12 protein-coding genes are annotated in these 18,317 nt (G+C 61.8%); 7 read left to right on the forward strand and 5 right to left on the reverse strand.

Annotation, left to right across the window (positions count from 1 at the left end):
• Positions 1-14: 14 nt before the first annotated feature.
• Positions 15-398, reverse strand: coding sequence for a hypothetical protein (locus IFT67_RS20680; RefSeq protein ID WP_244647415.1), 384 nt, complete (start codon positions 396-398; stop codon positions 15-17).
• A gap of 420 nt (positions 399-818) precedes the next feature.
• On the opposite strand from IFT67_RS20680, the gene IFT67_RS15790 reads away from it, so the two are divergent.
• Positions 819-1,109: a DksA/TraR family C4-type zinc finger protein gene (locus IFT67_RS15790; protein ID WP_192239098.1), complete on the forward strand. Its 291-nt coding sequence runs from the start codon at positions 819-821 to the stop codon at positions 1,107-1,109.
• Between the two features lie 189 nt (positions 1,110-1,298).
• On the opposite strand, the gene IFT67_RS15795 is transcribed toward IFT67_RS15790, so the two are convergent.
• Complete coding sequence (locus IFT67_RS15795) at positions 1,299-4,106, reverse strand: TonB-dependent receptor domain-containing protein (RefSeq protein ID WP_192239099.1); 2,808 nt, start codon at positions 4,104-4,106, stop codon at positions 1,299-1,301.
• A gap of 1,099 nt (positions 4,107-5,205) precedes the next feature.
• Between IFT67_RS15795 and IFT67_RS15800 the strand changes: the two genes are divergently transcribed.
• Positions 5,206-5,946, forward strand: a complete 741-nt coding sequence (locus tag IFT67_RS15800) for an SDR family NAD(P)-dependent oxidoreductase (protein WP_192239100.1) — start codon at positions 5,206-5,208, stop codon at positions 5,944-5,946.
• An 812-nt stretch (positions 5,947-6,758) separates the two neighbouring features.
• Here IFT67_RS15800 and IFT67_RS15805 read toward each other — a convergent pair.
• A complete protein-coding gene (locus IFT67_RS15805) occupies positions 6,759-6,902 on the reverse strand; it encodes a hypothetical protein (RefSeq protein ID WP_192239101.1) in 144 nt (47 codons plus the stop codon).
• 536 nt (positions 6,903-7,438) lie between these two features.
• On the opposite strand from IFT67_RS15805, the gene IFT67_RS15810 reads away from it, so the two are divergent.
• Positions 7,439-10,201 carry a TonB-dependent receptor gene (locus tag IFT67_RS15810; protein ID WP_244647416.1) on the forward strand — a complete coding sequence of 921 codons (2,763 nt, stop codon included), beginning with the start codon at positions 7,439-7,441 and terminating at the stop codon, positions 10,199-10,201.
• A 189-nt stretch (positions 10,202-10,390) separates the two neighbouring features.
• Here IFT67_RS15810 and IFT67_RS15815 read toward each other — a convergent pair whose 3' ends face one another.
• Both IFT67_RS15815 and IFT67_RS15820 read right to left on the reverse strand, forming a co-directional pair.
• On the reverse strand, positions 10,391-11,959 hold the full coding sequence (locus IFT67_RS15815; RefSeq protein ID WP_192239103.1) for a GH39 family glycosyl hydrolase: 1,569 nt from the start codon (positions 11,957-11,959) through the stop codon (positions 10,391-10,393).
• A gap of 233 nt (positions 11,960-12,192) precedes the next feature.
• Positions 12,193-14,583 (reverse strand): TonB-dependent receptor domain-containing protein, encoded by a 2,391-nt coding sequence (locus IFT67_RS15820; protein WP_192239104.1) that lies wholly within the window; start codon positions 14,581-14,583, stop codon positions 12,193-12,195.
• A gap of 576 nt (positions 14,584-15,159) precedes the next feature.
• Between IFT67_RS15820 and IFT67_RS15825 the strand changes: the two genes are divergently transcribed.
• From IFT67_RS15825 to IFT67_RS15840, 4 genes are all read left to right on the forward strand, one after another.
• Positions 15,160-16,839: a GGDEF domain-containing protein gene (locus IFT67_RS15825; RefSeq protein WP_244647417.1), complete on the forward strand. Its 1,680-nt coding sequence runs from the start codon at positions 15,160-15,162 to the stop codon at positions 16,837-16,839.
• Between the two features lie 58 nt (positions 16,840-16,897).
• Entirely contained in the window at positions 16,898-17,095 is a 198-nt protein-coding gene (locus IFT67_RS15830) for a hypothetical protein (protein WP_192239105.1), read from the forward strand.
• Positions 17,096-17,161: 66 nt separating this feature from the next.
• A complete protein-coding gene (locus IFT67_RS15835; protein WP_056060585.1) occupies positions 17,162-17,401 on the forward strand; it encodes an exodeoxyribonuclease VII small subunit in 240 nt (79 codons plus the stop codon).
• 13 nt (positions 17,402-17,414) lie between these two features.
• Positions 17,415-18,305 carry a polyprenyl synthetase family protein gene (locus IFT67_RS15840; protein WP_187504709.1) on the forward strand — a complete coding sequence of 297 codons (891 nt, stop codon included), beginning with the start codon at positions 17,415-17,417 and terminating at the stop codon, positions 18,303-18,305.
• Positions 18,306-18,317 lie beyond the last annotated feature (12 nt).

Consider the following 18,317-nt stretch of genomic DNA (forward strand, 5'->3'; position numbering starts at 1 on the left):
TCGGCGCGCGAATTTTACGGAATACTCAGATGGCTGAGCGCCAACGACGTCCCTCCAGCCCGGCACCGGGATGGCGGCAGCCGACCTGGAAACCATGCCCGCGACGTGTCGCAGCCCCAGCCGCGCATCGGCTCTGGCGCGTCACCGTTCAGTGCGATGTCGACCGCGTCGTACGGACTCCCTGCATGCGCCGCGTACATATACCAACGCCGGCCGAGCATCATCACCGCGGCGAAAAAGCCCCCGCAAACGACCTGAAGGATTGTCGAAATCAAGCGTTTCCTTTGCACGAAGGCCACCCGCTGAACCCAACCTCGATCAATTTCAACCACCGAAATAGTCCATTCGTAGCGGCCAAATCGATCGAGAGCCGTCTGTGGCGGAAGGTCAGAACGCATAGGTCGCGCACTATCAAATACTTACGATAGCCTCCGATCGCCGTGTTTCGATCATGGCGTTCCCAAGGTGCTCCAGCGATTTTGGGATCAGCGTTCGTCGGCGGCGGTAGTACCACCTCGCTGCCCGCCGTGTATTTCATTGGCATCGATAACCGATAAGTGCCGGGATGCTATCCATCCGGAGCGCGGGGTCGACAAGCGCCATTGTCAGCGCGCGTTTGTCCACGAGTTGGCATCGAGAGATAGAACATGGCGCATGTCCGCGATTGGGCGAACGCACCCTACCCTACAGCTTCCAGCCGGCCAAGAAGTCGTCGCCTGCATGACGTGAACGGCCGCCCGGAAGCGAACACCGGTTTACGCGCCAGCATTGGTACAGGCGCTCTCCGGTCCCCATATGCCTCCGGTAAGGAGAGACAAATGGCCGGCGGTTGGACGCGCGACGGCGCGATGCAGGATCAGATCGACGATTCAGTGGCGGACGCAGTGTTGGCGGCACGCGCGAGCATGCCAAGCGGAACGAGTGAACCGTTCTGTGCAATCTGTGGCGACGACATCCCCGAAGGTCGACGCCGAGCGCTGCGTGGAGTGCGGACCTGCGTAACTTGTCAGAGCGGCCGCGACCGGCCTCTTGCCGCTACCTTCAATCGGCGGGGCAGCAAAGACAGCAACTGCGGTGACCATCTCTGCGTCGTCGCAGACCTCAGCTAACCAGACCCAGTTTCGGACATTGAAGCGTCCTTTCACACTTCCCGACTTCGGTAGCTCTTTCATTTCCGTAACGTGACCGCTTTGGCCTCCGGCTACCCCATTTGCGAAGGTCGCCAGCAGTCAAAGACGCAGTCGTCCCGCTTCTGATAAGGCAGCCGCCGAAGAAGCTGCCTTATCTAGCTTGGCCCCTTAGAAGTCGACGCGTGCGCCGACTCGAATGAAGCGACCCATGATGTTGCCGGTCGTCCAGGCAGGGTTATACTGGTTGATGCTATACCCGCCGCTCGGATCAAACGGGGGCTTGATGTCGAGGATGTTGAGCACGTTGGTGTACAGCGTGAAACGATCGTTGACCTTGACCGTCGCGGTCATATCGACGTTCCACGTTGCCTTTGCATTGCACAATACCGGCGTTCCGTCCTGGTACGTCACGACCGATGATCCGATGCTGGCTTCGCAATCGCCTTTGACGCCGCTGTAGCCGTTGGAGGCATCGGTCGAAGCGAGGTCATAGCCGGCGGTGTAATAGGCGGTCGCCGAGAGTGTTGCCGCACCGACCTCAAGGGTATTCTGCCACGTTGCACGCCACTTCGGTGAGCCCGAGCAAGATGTGTTGTTGCAAGGGCTGAGCGTGCCGTCATACCGTTCGACGTTGCCGTCTGCAGTCTGCTTCTCGAACTTGAGTAGGTACGACGCGTCAGCCGAGGTGCTGAACGTTACGTTGTCACCGATCGGGAAGCGGGCATTGGCGCCGAAATCGATGCCGGACACGCGCTGTTCGTCAGCGTTCTGGTACGACACCTCGATGAAGCCGATCTGCGGCAATGCAGCAGGATTGTCGTTGTCGGCTAGACCCGGCCGCACGACGACACCCGGAAGGTTCACGACGCCATTGTTCGCATAATATTGCTCGAACGCACCCGCGGAACTTGCCGGGTTGATGATGCCTTTCACCTTGATGTTGAAGTAATCAACGGTGAAGTTGATCCGGGATGTCGGCTCGAAGATCGCGCCCAACGTCCAGCTGGTCGACTTCTCCGGATCCAGGTCCGGGTTGCCCGTCGACGTGTTGCCAAGCGAGAACTGGCCTGTTGCATAGGCGTTACCGCCGTGCGCCGCGATGAACGCTGCCTGCGCAGGAATGCTCGGATCAAGTGAGCGGGTCACATAACCCGTGGTCGGCAGACCGTTGGCTTCGTTGAAGCTCGGAATACGGAACCCCTTCGAGAAGGTACCGCGTACCGAGAATTGCGGGATTGGCGAGAATTTCGCGCCGATCTTTGGCGAGAAGTTGCTCTGGCCCGACGAATAATCGTCGTAACGGCCCGACCCGTTAATCACGAGCTGATCGAGGACCGGCGCGTTGATTTCGAAGAACGCGGACTTGACGTTGCGGCTGCCGACTGCACCGACCGAGTTCACGCCGTAATAACGGTCATACGGATGCGCGTCATTCTGCGGGTTTGCGCTTGGGTTGTCGATCGACTCCTTGCGATAGGCCCCGCCGATGGCGACCTGCAGCGGACCACCCGGCAGCGTGAACAACGTCTTCGAGAGCGTGCCCTGGATCTGCCAGAGGTCGGCCGTCGATCGCGTCCGGTTCTCGGGCGAGATATAGTTGCGGATCGCTTCCGAATTGTTGCCAGGGTTTACGAAATCATATGTTCCGCGCGCGATCACGTCCATGAGCCGCTGCGGGATTAGATAGTTCTTCTGGATGACGTCGAGCTGCGTGTTCGACGCCGTGAAATCGCCGCTGTATTTCCAGTCGTCGCCGAACGTACCGCTGATCCCAGCTGCCAGCCGTAACGCGCGCGAATTCGTCTCGATCGTACGCGGACGGTCGTACAGGCTCAGCAACTGCGCGCGGCCACCGGTGGCCGCGAAAGGATTGTTGGGATTTAGAACGCCGTTACCCGCGTTGCATCCCGTGTCTAGCATGGTCAGCGAGCCGACGCCGCCGGCGCAGACATAGGCCGGCAGATAGAGGGGATTGAGCAGAACCGAGCCTGGCGGAGTGGTCTGGTTGTTGAAGCCGAGTGGACTGATCTGAGTGAAGGTGTTGGTCCGGTAATAATTGCCGGACACATAGGCCTGCGCGTTTTCACCGACATTTGCTGTAAACCGCCCTGAGAATCCGTAGCGCTCCTGCTGCGGCAAGACCTGTAGATACTGCTTACGAAAATCCTGCTGGCAGACCACCGAGCCTGCGGTCGGGCTCTGGCCCGGCAGGACCGTTACCGGGTTCAGGTCGCGGCATCCGTCGGCGGCATTGAGAATATTGTACCGGCCCAGTGCAGCGCCCGTAGCATCGACGGGACGTACCATCGCTACCGTCGTCGATGCGAGACCGGAATAGGTTCCGTCAGCGTTGAAGAAGTTCCGAGCACCAGTGGGCTGCGCTATGCAACTGCCGGCGTCATTACAGATGCGGCTCAGATCCGATGAATTGAACGGATAGCCCCGATCGCTTGCGTTTACCGCTGCAGTCTTCTGATACTCGCCGTTGACGTAGAAGTTGAAGCCTTGGGTAGAGAGGTCGCCATAGCCCCACGTCGCGTCGAAACGCTGTTCGGCACCATCGCCGCGATCCGAGATGCCCGCGGAGCCGTTCAGGTGAAGGCCCTCGATCTGCTTCTTCATGATGACGTTGATGACACCTGCAACTGCGTCCGCACCATAGGTAGACGAAGCGCCATCCTTCAGCACTTCGATGCGGTCGACCAGCGAGCTCGGGATCGTGTTCATGTCGACGAAGTTGCGCTGGCCGTCGTCGGCGAGAGGATACGGCGCCATCCGCAGCCCGTCGAACAGCGTGAGTGTCGACTGCACGGACAGGCCGCGCAGCGATGCCGCCGTCGCACCCGTCGCGAAATTGCTACCGGTATTCCACCCTTGGCTAATCGTGCCGGCGCCGTTCGCGGTTAGGCGCTGCACGGCCTCTGCAGCCGTATTGATGCCGCGCTGCTGAAGCGTCGCTGCCGTTAGGGTTGTCACGGGCGACGGCCCGGTATCGGCACCACGAAACAGTGATCCTGTAACGACAATATCTTCGCCTGAATCTTCGACTGGCGCAGTTTCTGGAGAAACGGTCTTTTGTGGTTCCGAAGCTCCAGTAGCATCCTGTGCGAAGCTCGGCATGGCAGACAATACGAGGGCAAAGGGTGCGGCCGCGGCGAGCAGCAGCGTCTTCGATGTAAAGTGAGCGGTAGCAACCAAGTGGAATCCCCCATTAGGACCGCAACGGCCTCTATGCAACCGTCTGCGATAGGTTTCTGAACTGCACAATTCGCTGTTCAGAACATGTCCCCATGGTTGGAGCCGTGGTTACAGCCTGTAAAGGCTCGGAGGTAGAAGTATGACGTTTCTGTCATCTTGTGACTAATATGGCACTACAACTGCCTTATATTTTTGCTGGTAGGTTCGATTGCCGTTTGAGACGGCTTTTTGAAAAATTGCGTCATAAACAGCACCTTATTGCTGCTTGGCATGTTCGTGGTCTACCGTATCGGTAGTTGCAATGAAACTATGCCGGTAGCCAGGAAGCGCTCGTTGCAAGTCGCCTCGGAATTCGGCCCTCAGCAACAGTAAAGCAGAAAATCGATGTCTTCCGATGTCGCCATTGGCTGCTTTTTCGAGGACGCAGTCCTCGTGCCCGTAACTCGACCAACGGCGACATAGCCTATGCGCCATGTCGCCGAACTTCATGCGTTTCAACTGGATTTGACCATGACGGCACGACGTTTTGCAATGATCATCGGGTCTGTGTTAGCTCTATATCTTTACGATTATATCTATATTTTCCAATGTATGCGCAGGTATCTGATGATCCTGAATGCGCGCAGGGGCGCAATGGGAGTGCTACAGTTTCCCGAATGGCTGATTTCGCACCGCAAACATGCCCTAAGCCGGAAGCAACCCATACAAAGGGTTTAGTCTTCTCTGTCGTTCCTTGACGCGCGACATAGTTTAGCACTTTTCGATACTAATCTTTCTCGTCGAGAGCGTTAAATGACGACGTCCGACCGTTCCAGTGCCCTCCTTATCCGAAAAAGGCAGGGTGAGAGCGCTAGGTTTAGCAGGAAAGGACAGAATAATGATCGATTTAAGTGGTAAGCGCGCGCTGGTGACGGGTGGCTCCAGGGGCATCGGCGCCGCGATCGCATTGGTGCTGGCCGAAAATAGCGCCGACGTCGCATTCACCTTTCAAAGCGCGGTCGATAAGGCCGACGAAGTGGCCAAGTCGATTGAGCAGACGGGCCGTCGTGCCGTCGCCATACAGGCCGATAGCGCCGACCCCGGCGCCATCGCCAGGTCAGTAAGCGAGGCGGTCTCTGGGCTCGGTGGTCTTGATATTCTCGTAAACAGTGCTGCGATCGGGCACTCCGGTATGATCGCTGATGTCGACCTTGACGAATACCAGAGGGTGATGGACGTCAATGTCCGAGCGCCGGTGTTGTTCGCAAAGGCTGCCATCCCCCACCTCGGCGAAGGCGGCCGGATCATCACGATCGGGTCGGGCCTCGGGGAGCGGGTCCCGTTTCCAGGCATCACGACCTATGCGATGTCCAAAGCTGCGCTCACGTCCTTCACTCGCGGACTGTCGCGTGAGCTCGGACCGAACGGCATTACGGTCAATCTGGTGCAACCCGGATCTGTGAACACTGACTCGAATCCAGCGGACGGTCCTGCTGCGGAGTTTCAACGTAGCCTGACGTCTTTGGGCCGATACGCCGAGCCGCGCGAAATCGCGAACGCAGTAGCGTTTCTCGCGAGTCCGGCTGCGAGCATCATCACCGGTGCCACGCTAACCGTCGACGGTGGCGCTATCGCCTAGACTCGTTCTTCGATCTTCGATCTTCGATCAGGAAGTCCATGATCGAGCGAGAGACCCAAACCCGAACATTCATACCCCTTCCCCGCTTTTTTGGACGCCCGTTCAGGTTGCCCGTGGTCGCGGCCAATAAACACGGAGGGAGTATCAAACGCCAAACGGCATCTTCATCATAGCACCGCCCGCAAAGCCTGGCCCGTCATATGGGTAGGACGGCTTGGGCAGAACTCGCCGCGCATAACCTGATCAGGTATGATATCGAAACGCCGGTTCTGCGCGCGATGGTCGAGCGGCTGCCGCCCCTTGATCGGCACGGTTTCGCGTTCACGACAGACAGTAACCTTGCCGAGCTAGCTGCTATTCACGCCGGGTCGGCATCGGCCTGTGTCAATCCGCCGTCGCGCAGCGCTACAACCCCCGGTGCGCGCTCTTCCGCAATTGCGCTGCAACTGCCGCTGTGGATCGTCATGCACGAGGATCTTAGCCCAGCGCCCGCTTCCGCACCGTGTTCAACGCCTTGGCTAACGCGTTGGGCAGCATGGCCGTCTAACGTTCCTCGCGAAGCGAGCGCCCCAGTCTGTACTATCGCCCTTCTACGCTGGACGGCGCGGCACCGTGGGAGACCCAGTTGCAGACGTTCGTGCCCCCTCTCGCGCTTCCCAACTTCAGACGCTCACTCATCTCCGCGCTATGGCGCCTTCGGTGTCTCACTCCCTTTTACGACCGTCGCGATCGGGGAGTTTTGCGTCAGTCCGCCGCGCCGCGATAAGATTGGGCGCTCCGCTCACGACAGCAGTTCTTTCGTCCGTCGACGATCACCAGACCGGCACCGCATCGGGGTTCAACAGCGCTATCGCACGAACGGGCGGCTTGATCGCAACGGCGCTGGCCGGGGCCGTTGTCGCCGCATCGGTCGTACAGTTGACCAGTGTTCCACACCGCAGCCCTGTTAGCGGCATTTTCGGCAGTGATGGCAGGCATCATTGCATTTGTGACACTCGGTCGAGAGCGTGGCAGGCGATAGCCTTGCGTTTGGACCCATCCGTGGACGTTGGAGCTCCCTCCCCCCTCCCGCCTCCCGTTCATCTGCTTGGACGTCAACTCTCGGCAGCGGGATTAGCTTTCCGTACGCCTTGCATCACAGAGTAGGGGCGCACGTCATGGCGGCCCGGCTTTAGGCTTCAACAGTCCTGTGGAAAACCAATCTACGTCTGCGGCATCACTCAGTAGCCAAGGTAGGCACCATCACATTGGTCGCAATAATTGGAAAGGTTCTGTTCTGGGATCAGCCGTCCATACCTGTGCGCAGCGATCAAGGAGTAATTTTTGATGGATTTCCGTACAAGGTGGTTATACGTCAAGGATACCAAGACCGAACTTTTACACGTCCAAAATAGGACCAATGTTCTGGTAATCGGGGGCGCCAGTTGCGTCGGATCGGCGTCGTGGGGTGAGAGAAGGGGTTTTGACAATGGTTTTCCGGAATCATATTTTCTTGGCATCGAGTGCAGCTGTTTATGTCGCCGTTACACCGAGCGCGTTCGCGCAGGTTGCCGCAGCGCCGGCAGTGCAGACCTCCGCACCGGACCCGCAAACTACCGAACCCGTCGGCGACGAAACCGGACAAGACATCGTCGTTACCGGTATCCGCGGCAGCCTGCGCAGCGCGATTGCGGTGAAGCGTCAGGCCAACGCTATCGTTGACGTCATCAGCGCCGAGGCGATCGGCAAGTTTCCAGACCGCAACGTCGCAGAATCGCTATCGCACGTTCCCGGCGTCAGCATCGACCGTCGCTTTGGCGAGGGCGAGAAAGTCGCAATTCACGGCACAGATCCCGCACTCAACCGCATGCTGCTCGATGGCCATGCGGTCGCCTCGGCCGACTGGGGTGGCAACGACAACGACCCGACCAGCCGTACCTTCAACTATTCGCTGCTTGCACCCGAGCTCGTCGAGCGCCTGGAAGTGTACAAGTCGCCCGAGCCGCGGATTGAGGAAGGCAGCATTGGCGGCACCGTCATCGTCCGCACGCGCCGTCCGCTCGACACGCCCGCCAACTCGATCTTCGCATCGGGCGGCTATTCGTACAACGACCGCGCCGACAAGGGTAACGTCCGCGCGTCGGGCCTGTACAGCTGGCACAACGAAGGCGGCACGTTCGGCGTGCTCGGCGCCGTCACCTACGACAAGCAGAGCCTGACGCGCTCGGGCGTCGAATTCTTCGGGTTCGAGAATGCCGGCGACCGCTTCTTCCAGAAGGATGGCAACAACGCGCTGATCCGCGACGCGAGCGGCCAGCCCGTTTTGAAGAACACGGCCGCGACGGTCACCGGGGGCACGCGCCAGGATCTCGCCAACGCGGTATCGCCGTTCGGCATCAACTACGCGTATTTCACGCAGCAGCGTAAGCGCATCAGCTATGTCGGCACGGTCCAGGCCAAGCCGACCGACGACATCACGCTGACGCTCAACGGCCTGCACATCGACGGCAACTACAACAACAGCAGCCAGTCGATGTACGTGATCCCCGGCGCGTGGAGCGGCGACGTTCTCCAGTCGGCAACGGTCGCGAACGGCGTCGTCACCAATGCGAGCTTCGGTGCGGCCTCGGCGAACAGCCAGAGCGCGCAGCTCGACCTGCTGATCCGCAAGACCAAGCTGACCACCGACAACCTCAACTTCGTCGCCGAGTGGGAGGGTCCCGACGGCGCAACCGTGTCGGCGACCGGCGGCTGGAGCAAGGCGATCGGTGGGCGCAATCCCGAATATCTGCTCGATGTGCGGACCGACCTTCCGTACAGCTACGGCTTCACCTCGGACAGCGCGAACGTCGATTACGTTGGCGACCTGACCAATCCTGCCAACTATCGTCGCAGCAACAGCCCACAGCTCCAGACGATCGACGGCGCTCCCGTCATCGTCAACGGCACGCAGCTGAATGCCGCGCGAGCGGGCGGCATCGATTTCTCCAAGACGATCGATTGCGATTACTACGCGGGGTATGACGCGGTCATTCCGTTCGAGGCGGGACCGTTCAAGGAAATCCGCATCGGCGGCAAGTTCACCGATCACCGCAACCGCCTGAACGCGAGTGGCTTCAACAACTACTCGACGTCGAACTACACGCTGGCGAGCCTGGGCGTCGACACGATGACGACGCCGAACGGCACGTTCGACGGCACCGGCGGCACCGGCAACGCGACCAAGTACATCAACCTGTCGCAGCAGACCGTGATCGACATCCTCGCGAACTCGATCAACATCCCCGTCGCCAAGCCGACTGCATCGTACATCGTCGACGAGACGGTCGCGGCGAACTACGTCCAGCTGAACTTCGACCAGAGCGGCTTCCGCGGCAACATCGGTGGTCGTCTGGTCTATACCAAGAACGTGTCGAACTATGCCGATCAGGTATCCGGCACCGACGGCAGCCTGCCGACAATCGTGCCGCAGCGGGTCGAGAACGACTATCTGAAGTTCCTGCCAAGCCTGAACGTCGCGTATGAAGCAGGCACGCACCTGATCTTCCGCGGCAGCGTTGCCAAGGTGATCGCACGCCCACGTTACGAACAGCTCGGCGGATCGGTCGGTCGCAACGACATCACGCTCGATGCGAGCGGCGGCAACCCGAACCTGAAGCCGTACCAGTCGACCAACTACGAACTGTCGGCAGAATATTATCCGCGCGAGGGGACGCTGTTGTCGCTCGAGCTGTTCCGCCGCGAAGTGAAGGACTACATCCTCAACGGCCTCAGCCGCCAGACGTTCTTCAACGAACTGACGCAGACCAACGCGTCCTATCTCGTGTCGCAGCCCCTCAACGGCGGCAAGGCGAACGTCAACGGTGCGCTGGTTTCGGCACAGGGTGAGATCTGGCATGGCTTCGGGCTGCAGGCGAACTACTCCTACGCCGAGAGCTCGACCGACGAAGGGCTGAACCTGCCCTATCTGTCGAAGCACACCGTCAACGTCATCCCGTATTACGAGAATGGACCGTTCCAGGCGCGCTTGAGCTATAACTACCGCTCGGCGTATTTCCGCGCGATCGGTCGCCTGAACTCGATCGACATGGTCGCGCCGTACAGCCAGCTCGACTTCTCGGCAGGCTTCAACCTGACCAAGGCGATCACGCTGACGGTCAACGCGCAGAACCTGCTCGACTCGACCTATACGCAGTATAGCGGCACGCGCGATCGGCCGACGGCGTTCTACAAGAACGGACGGACGTACGTCGCTTCGGTATCGTTCAGAATGTGACATAGTAGCGCGTCGCGAACGGCGCGCTACACTCCTACGGCTCAGCGGCTAAGCTGGTTTGGCTTGGTATCAGGTTTGAATACCGCCTTGATCGACGCCCGTAAGCGGACATTCCGCTATGGTCTCCATGTCGACCATTCGGCCGATGTGTGAACTCTTGGCGGGGGGGCTGCTACACTCGGTCCAATGTCAGCGCGCGATGGGCTCCAGCGTGACCAGCGCGACGTCGTTGCTGCGCATCGGCACCGTCACGCTCGCCGAACCGCTTGCACCGATCGTTACGACGCGGTCCTGTTCGGGCAGGTCGGCGGTCGCACGCTGGAGGGTTGCCAGTTGCGCGCCGTCGAGCGCCTTCGGCATCCCCATTGTGATGTACAGAGACAGTGGATCGTTGTTCCGATAGCCGGTCTTGTGCACCTGAAGCCGGTACGTGCCTTGCGGCACATGCGCGAACCGGAACGCGATCGGCTTGCTTGCGGTCGCCGGTACCAGCTTGGTGTAGAACGGCGTGTTGCTGACCGACTGTACCGGCTGCTGCCAATCCCACACCAGCGCGGCGATCCGCCTGCCATCCACCGCGGCGAGCCCGAGTTCGTCGTCGAGTAAGATCGTGCGGCCCTTCAACGCATTCAGATATTTATAGGCGAACCACGCCGGCTTGCGGATGCCCTCACGGTTCATCAGGCCAAACCCGCCATGAAAGGGCGTCGGCGGCGGGCCGGGCTCCTCGAACAGGTCGGTATACGTCCAGTAGCTCATGCCCTGCGCACAGCGCCGAGACTGTTTGAGCTTGGTCAGGATATAGGGTGCGCTGACATAGCTGTCGTGGACGAAGTCGCGCGGCGTGTAGCTCGTGCTCCACTCGGTAAAGTACAGCGGCAGTCCGGCATAGGACGTCGCCTCGATCTGCGCGCGTACCCGCCGGACATCGCCGACGATCGCGTCGGGTGATGCGGACAGTTTCGTATCCTGCTTGCCCTCTTCGTCGAGGAAGCCGCCATCGACACCATATGTGTGCGTCGTGACGAAATCGATCGGTACGCTGTTCCGCTTCGTGAACGCCAATAGTTCGGGCACCCACGCGGCCCCGGCCGTCGACGGTCCACCGACCTTCAGCGCCGGGTCGATTGCCTTGATCGTGCGTGCCGTGCTCGCATAAAGGTCGAAATACGCCTTCTGGTCGGCCTTTTCCCAGAACGCCTCGAGATTTGGCTCGTTCCAGACCTCGAAATACCACCGCCGCACCTCGTCGGCGCCGTAACGCTTGCGGACATGCCGGACATAGGCATCGATCAGATCGCGCCACATTGCCGGATCGGGGTGCGACGTGTTCCCCTTCCAATAGAAGATCGTCTGTTCCGATGTCTTCATCGCGCTCGGCGTGAAGCCGAGTTCGACGAACGGGCGGATGTGACGGGCGAGCAAGGCATCGTAGAGCTGGTCGATCTTCGTCCAGTCGTACACGATCCGACCGTCAGTCTTGCGTACGGTGCCGAGAACGTCGTGGAAGATGTCGTGGAACCGGATGTACCGGAAGCCCAGCTCGTCCACCGCCGTCTTCAGCTGCGCCTGGCTATCGCTGCGGATCAGCGTGCCCGGAAAATCGGAACCGATCGACAGGTCGAACGAACGATCTACCGGTGCCCCCGCCGTGGCGACATCGATGCGGATCTGGCGCGGACCGGCTGCGTCGTTCGCTGATGCAGCACACGGTGTCACCACTGCGACGGCGATTGCCGCCCATGATCGCCAACGCATATCCACACTCCCAGCTTTTTTCGTCGTTGACCGGAGTGGTAGCGCAATCAGTTTCCGCGGCAAGGCTTGGTTGAGAAGCCGGGCTTAGTTCGCTTCGAACGATCTGATTGTAAGGCGTGCAAATAGCTCAGCGCTCCGCAGCCGATCTCGGACGCCTGGTCGACCAATGTCCGTATCGCGGTCGGGATGTGCCACTTGAGCAAGGTCCAATCCCCGCACGGCCGTCGTCACGTTCAAAACAATTTGCGGAGCGATACCACGACGCTGCGTCCGACCGCATCGAGCAAATCCGGCTGATACCGGTAAGGAACGATGCTGGTGGCGTCGCGCACCCCTTGGCGAGCGCCGGTAATGTTGGCGATCTCGAGCTTGAAGCCCAGATGCCGGGTCCAGTCCTGGCGCGGCAGGAAGTGGTGGATGCTCAGCGAACCGGTGACGTTGATCTTGCACAAGGGCGTGAATGTCAGGGTCGATGCGGCGACCGCGCCGCGAACGGTGGCCCCACCGGTACAGTAGAAATCAAATGTACCGCCATTGCCCAGATAGCTCAGCCCCCCATAACCGTGACCGGCAATTCGCTGCGTCGTACCGCCCGACACCGTGTCGCCGGCCAGCAGGTCGAGCGTCGGCATCCCCGGCCTGAGCTCGATCCGGTCGGCAAGGCGCAGCGTGGGGCCGATCCCGCCATAGAAGGTCGGGCGATCCGGTGAGCGGCCTCCTGGTGTCGCAGGTGGTTCGGGATGACCGAGTTGGCCGCTGGCGGCGAGTGTGAGGTTCAGCGTCCGGCGACGTTCCCGGAAGACATTGATCGGACGGAATGCCACCGACACCAGCGCGCCGGCGGCATCGCGGACGAACAGCTCGGGTAGCGCCGCTTGCGCAGCGGACGTGAGGGCGAAGATGGTCTGGATCCCGTCGCGGATCTCCGTAACCTCGTAGGTGGCGCCGATACGCAGTTCGCTCTTGACGAGGGGCTTGACGGTTGCCCCGATCGAGCGCGTCCGCCGACGTTCGGCAGCCAGCGCAGGGTTGCCGCCCAGAAACAACGTCACCAGCGTCGAACGGCCGGTCGCGAAATCGAACAGGGGCACCTGTGGCGCCGAAATCTGCGGCGCGGCGAGCTGATCCAGCGTTGGCGCCGTGGCCGACCGTTTATACTGTGCCAGCAGCTGGAGACCCGTGAACGGCGCCCAGTTCACACCCACCGTCGACTCCGACAGGTCGCCGAAACCACCGACACGCCGCACGGTAGCGGAGGCGGAGGCCGACACATCGCCAACCCACGGCAAGACATCCTCGCGTCGCGATGCGATCGGCAGGTCGAGCGCGACTGCGCCCTCCACTCTCCCTCGATCGAACGCGATCGCCGAAGGGGTGGCGCCGCGCGTCCTGCTGTTCGTCCCGATCTGCTCGCCCTCGATCGTAGCGGTCAGCGTCACGCGGCCAGCCGGCAAGCGTAGCGGACGATTGGTCGCGACGAACTTTGTCCCTGCACCATAGGTCGATTGGACCGTGTGATCGACAAGCCGGTTGGAAAGCAGCGCAAGATCGAACGGTCGGAACGGGTCGGCGCCAGCGGCGATCGCCGCGTTGACGGCGGTGGTGTCGATCGCCTTGGCGACAAGACCGTTCCTGCGTTGCGTATCGAGCGTGCCGGTCCAGTCCCACTGCCAGCCGCGCCAAGCTCCGCGTACCACGCCCCCGGCATGAAGCGTCGTGATATCGGTGCGCTGGCTGAGCGGCGGCGCTTCGACGAGATAGCGCTGAAGCAGAACGTTCCGGCTGAATGGCGAATACGGGTTTTCGCCGGGAATGAGCAGCGTCGCGCTCGCGGGACCGAACAGGGTACGCTCGCGACTATGATCCGCGGTGAGCGTCAACGAACCCGACAACTTCCGCCCGAGCCGGTTGGCGATCACCGCCTCGCCGTGGAAGGTGTCGTTCGACGGCGCGAGCGCACGCAGCGGCGACAGGTCGAACAGCCGCGGCCGATTTGCGTTTGCCGCGAAGCTGTCCAGTCCGACGGTGCCAACCGGTAGAGGGCCGGTCGGCACCGGGACGATCGTCACGAACTGCCCCGCGAGTGCCGACAAGGCGGGATCGATCTCGCCTCCCGCCAGAATCCCGGTGATATTCCCGCGTGCATCGAACGGCACCTCCGGATCGGGCAGGATGCGCCGCCGCGTTTGCAACAGTGCATCGGTATGCCGTGCGTCCAGCGACAGCGTCAGGCGACCGTCGCCCTGGAGACGCGTGTAATCGACATGCGCGTTGGCGTTATCGGCACCGCCGCGCGTCGAGGTGCCGACGGCCTGCTTCAACGACAGCTGGCGAAACCGGCGCTTGGTGATGAAGTTCACGATCCGGCGGGTTGGCGGGTAGCCGTATTGGAGTGCGACCGGCTCCGGAAAAACCTCGACCTTCTCGAGCGCTTCAGGCGGCAGGTTGCCGATCTCTTGGTATCCCGACACACGTTGCGCGTTGAGCAGGAAGATTGGATCCTGCCCATCGCCCGATTGCGTCACGCCGCGGATCGTCCGCAGCAGCTCGTCGATCGATGTCGCGCCGGTAGCGGTTATCGCCCCCGCGTCGAGCGTCGCCAGCGGCTCGATCGCCGTGTCCACCTGCCCTCGACGGCCTAGGACCACGATATCGGGGCGGGCATCCGATACTTCAGGCTGAGCACGAGATGGCGTGGGTTCGGCATTGGTCGGTGCAGCTGGAGGCGGCTCCGACTGGACTTCAGACTGGCCCCCGGATTGACCAACCCCCGCCACCGACCAACTCAGAAGAATTGCTGCCGATGCCAGACGACCGACGCGACGAGTATCCGGACACATACTCTCGGACAGCTGCATGGGTCTGATACCTTTTACGGATACATATGACCAATACGCCGAACCGACTGACTATACTGATCTCGAAAGTGCATATTTGCCGTTTACTGGTCCATGCGCCAGTGCCACGCACCAGTATAAAAGCAGTGACATGCTTTGCGACGAAGCCCGGTATCGGCAAAGCCGTTCTGGACGCAGGCATTCGCGCACCGCCGCCACACTTCAGACTTCGGCGTACCCGTCCGGTACTTTTGGCGCCTGCCCCCTGGCGGAGAAAGATCGGGGCGCTGTCGATTGGTCCGTTTTGCGACGAAACCTTCCCGCGTTTACCGATAATTCGGAAAGCGTCGCTAGCGTAGCCCTATGGAAAGCATGGCATGGCTGCGATGGATGATCGGCGCGTTCGCGTTGGCGTTCGGCCTTGCCTTTGCGGTGCCGGCCGCAGCCGTGACGGGCACGCTGATTTCGGTCTGCGTTCGTCCCGCGATCGCGGGGCAGACCCCCGCGACACTGTTCAGGCAGCCACGCGGTTTCGACTGCACCACCTCTCAAACCCAATTTGGCAGCGGCGATTTCTGGGTACTCTCGCAGCCCCTGCCAGCGATCCAAGCCGCCGATCATACCGTGCGCATCGGCAGCACCTGGGTAAACCGCGTGACGCTGTTCGTGCTGTATGCCGACGGATCGATCCGCCACACCGGCTTTACCTCGCGCACCGCAGGACGCCTGCTTGGGCTGGGCGCGGTGATCGTCCAGCCCCTGCCGTCACACGACGCGGCGCCGGTTCGGTTGCTGTGGCATGTCGAGGGGGCAGCGAACCTGCGCGGCCTGATCCTGGGACCCGCGCTCGCCGATCATGACCAGCGCGATACCACCGAGATCCTGCTCGCTGCGCTGTATGGTGCGTTCGGCGGGATGGCGATCGCGCTGATCGTCTACAATCTCGCGCTGTGGGGCGCGTTGCGACAGGCGTTCCAGCCCGCTTATTGCCTGCTCGTGCTGTTCCTGCTCGCGTATGCGGTAACGTCTTCGGGTGCGTTGGGGCAGATGTTTCCGACCTTAGACAACAATGATCGCCAACGGCTGAACACGCTGTTCCTTGCCGGATCGGCGGCGTCCGCGCTGGTGTTCGCCCGTACGTTCTTCGAACAGGGTGTGTTTGGCGGATGGCTGCGAGCCGCGAGTAGCTGGGTGATCGCCGCGCTGCTGACGGCGGGCGCGTTGTGGGCGGCATTCGCGCCATGGCAGTTTCGCGTGCTCGATACGATACTGGCGAGCACGTACCTTTTGTTGCTGGTGCTGATCCCCATAATTCTCTTCCGAGCCTGGCGGATGCGGAGCAATTTCCTGTGGCTGTTCGCGCTGGCGTGGAGCGTACCGATCGTGGTCGCCAGCCTGCGCGTCGCCAACGCGTTCGAGTTGCTGGGCTGGAGCCTGTGGCTCGACAATTCGACGATCCTGTCGATGGCGCTGGAATCGATGCTGTCGAGCCTTGCGATCGCCTACCGGATCCGCCTGCTCAGCGTCGAGCGCGATACCGCGCGCGAACAGGAGATCGCCGCACGGCTGCTCGCGGATACCGAGCCGTTGACGGGCCTGCTCAATCGCCGCGCGTTCCTGCACCACGCGATCGGCCGGCCGGGCGACCAGATGCTGCTGATCGCCGATGTCGACCATTTCAAGCGCGTCAACGAGACGATCGGGCATGACGGTGGCGACGAAGTGCTGCGCGTCGTCGCCCGAGCGCTGCGCAATGCGGTGCCGCCCGAGGCGCTGGTGGCGCGGATCGGTGGCGAGGAATTCGCGATACTGGTCGATGCGGCGACTCCGATCATGCCCGATACGATCCTCGAACGGTTGCGCAGCCAGCGGATGCCGTTCGATATCGCCGTCACCGCCAGTATCGGCAGCTGCACCGGACCGTTGCTGCGCGAGGCGGACTGGAAGACATTGTATCGCAGCGCCGATCGCGCGCTGTTCGCGGCAAAAGGCGCAGGACGCGATCGATCGCGCGATGCGAGCGTCCTGCCGATCGCCGCTTGATACACTTGCGCAACGACCGCGATCGAGGCATGTTCGCAGGCGTTCCGGGAGATGGGTGATGCGCGATCGTAGGGCTGTGCTGGTGATCGCGGGACTCGTGCTGATGGCACTGACCGTCCGCCATCCGACTGCCGACATTCGCATTCTCACGCACGAGACGAGCGATCCGTCGCCGCATCGGATGCAGGCTGCGGTCGACCTCGGGCTGATCGGTGTTTCGGTGCTGTATACCTGGACCGTGAACCGCCTGCGCTGAATCGGCCCTTCGATCCGTGGCGCGCGTCCTTGACCCCCGTCGCGTGCCTGCGCCATAGCGGCCGGCATGGACACGCCGATCGAAGACCTCGCGTTCGAGGATGCACTGAAGGAACTCGAGCTTATCGTCGGGAAGCTGGAAAGCGGCGATACGCCGCTTCAGCAGGCGATCGAGCTGTACGAGCGTGGCAACAAGCTGCGCCAGCGTTGCGCCGACCGGCTCGATGCGGCGCAGGCGCGGATCGAGGCGATCCGGCTCGACGGCGACGGCAAGCCTGCGGGCGTCCGCCCGTTCGCCGCAGGCTGACGCGGTGAGCCAGATGCCCGTCACGCTGGATGCAGCGCTCGCCGATGTCGCAGCCGAGATCGACCGGCAGTTCGACCAGCTGCTGGCGATCCCCGACGATCCGCGTGGCGACCTGTACCGGGCGATGCGGCATGCCGCGATCGGTGGTGGCAAGCGGCTGCGACCGCTGCTCGTCTTCGCGACCGCCAATCTGTTCGACGTCGCGCGTGAATGCTCCGCGCGGGCGGCGACTGCGCTGGAGGCAATCCACGTCTACTCGCTGATCCACGACGACCTGCCGTCGATGGACAATGACGACATGCGCCGCGGCAAGCCAACCGTCCACAAGGTGTTCGACGAGGCGACCGCGATCCTAGCCGGCGACTGCCTGCATGCGCTGGCGTTCGAGATCCTCGCTGATCCGGCGACACATCCTGATCCGTTCGTGCGGATCGAATTGGTGACCGACCTTGCGCGTGCCGCCGGGCCGAACGGCATGGCCGGCGGGCAGAAGATGGATATCGAGGCGGAGAGCACGCGCTTCGACCTGAATACCGTCACGCGGTTGCAGCAGATGAAGACGGGTGCGCTGATCTCGGCGTCGGTCGAGGCTGGCGCGATTCTCGGGCGGTTGCCACCGGAGGGCCGCGTCGGCCTTCGTGGCTACGCGCATGACCTGGGGCTCGCGTTCCAGATCGCCGACGACCTGCTCGACGCCGAGGGCGACGAGGCAGTCGCGGGCAAGAAGCTGCGCAAGGACGAAGTGGCGGGCAAGGAGACGTTCCTGTCGCTGCTCGGGCCCGAGCGGGCGCGCGAACAGGCGCGGATGTTGGTCGACCAGGCGGTCGCGCATCTGCACAGCTACGGCAAGGAAGCCGACCTGTTGCGGGATATCGCGCGCTACGTGCTCGAACGCGACCGCTGAACCGACAACCGG

The organism is Sphingomonas sp. CFBP 13728 (genome assembly GCF_014841895.1).
Taxonomy (GTDB): domain Bacteria; phylum Pseudomonadota; class Alphaproteobacteria; order Sphingomonadales; family Sphingomonadaceae; genus Sphingomonas.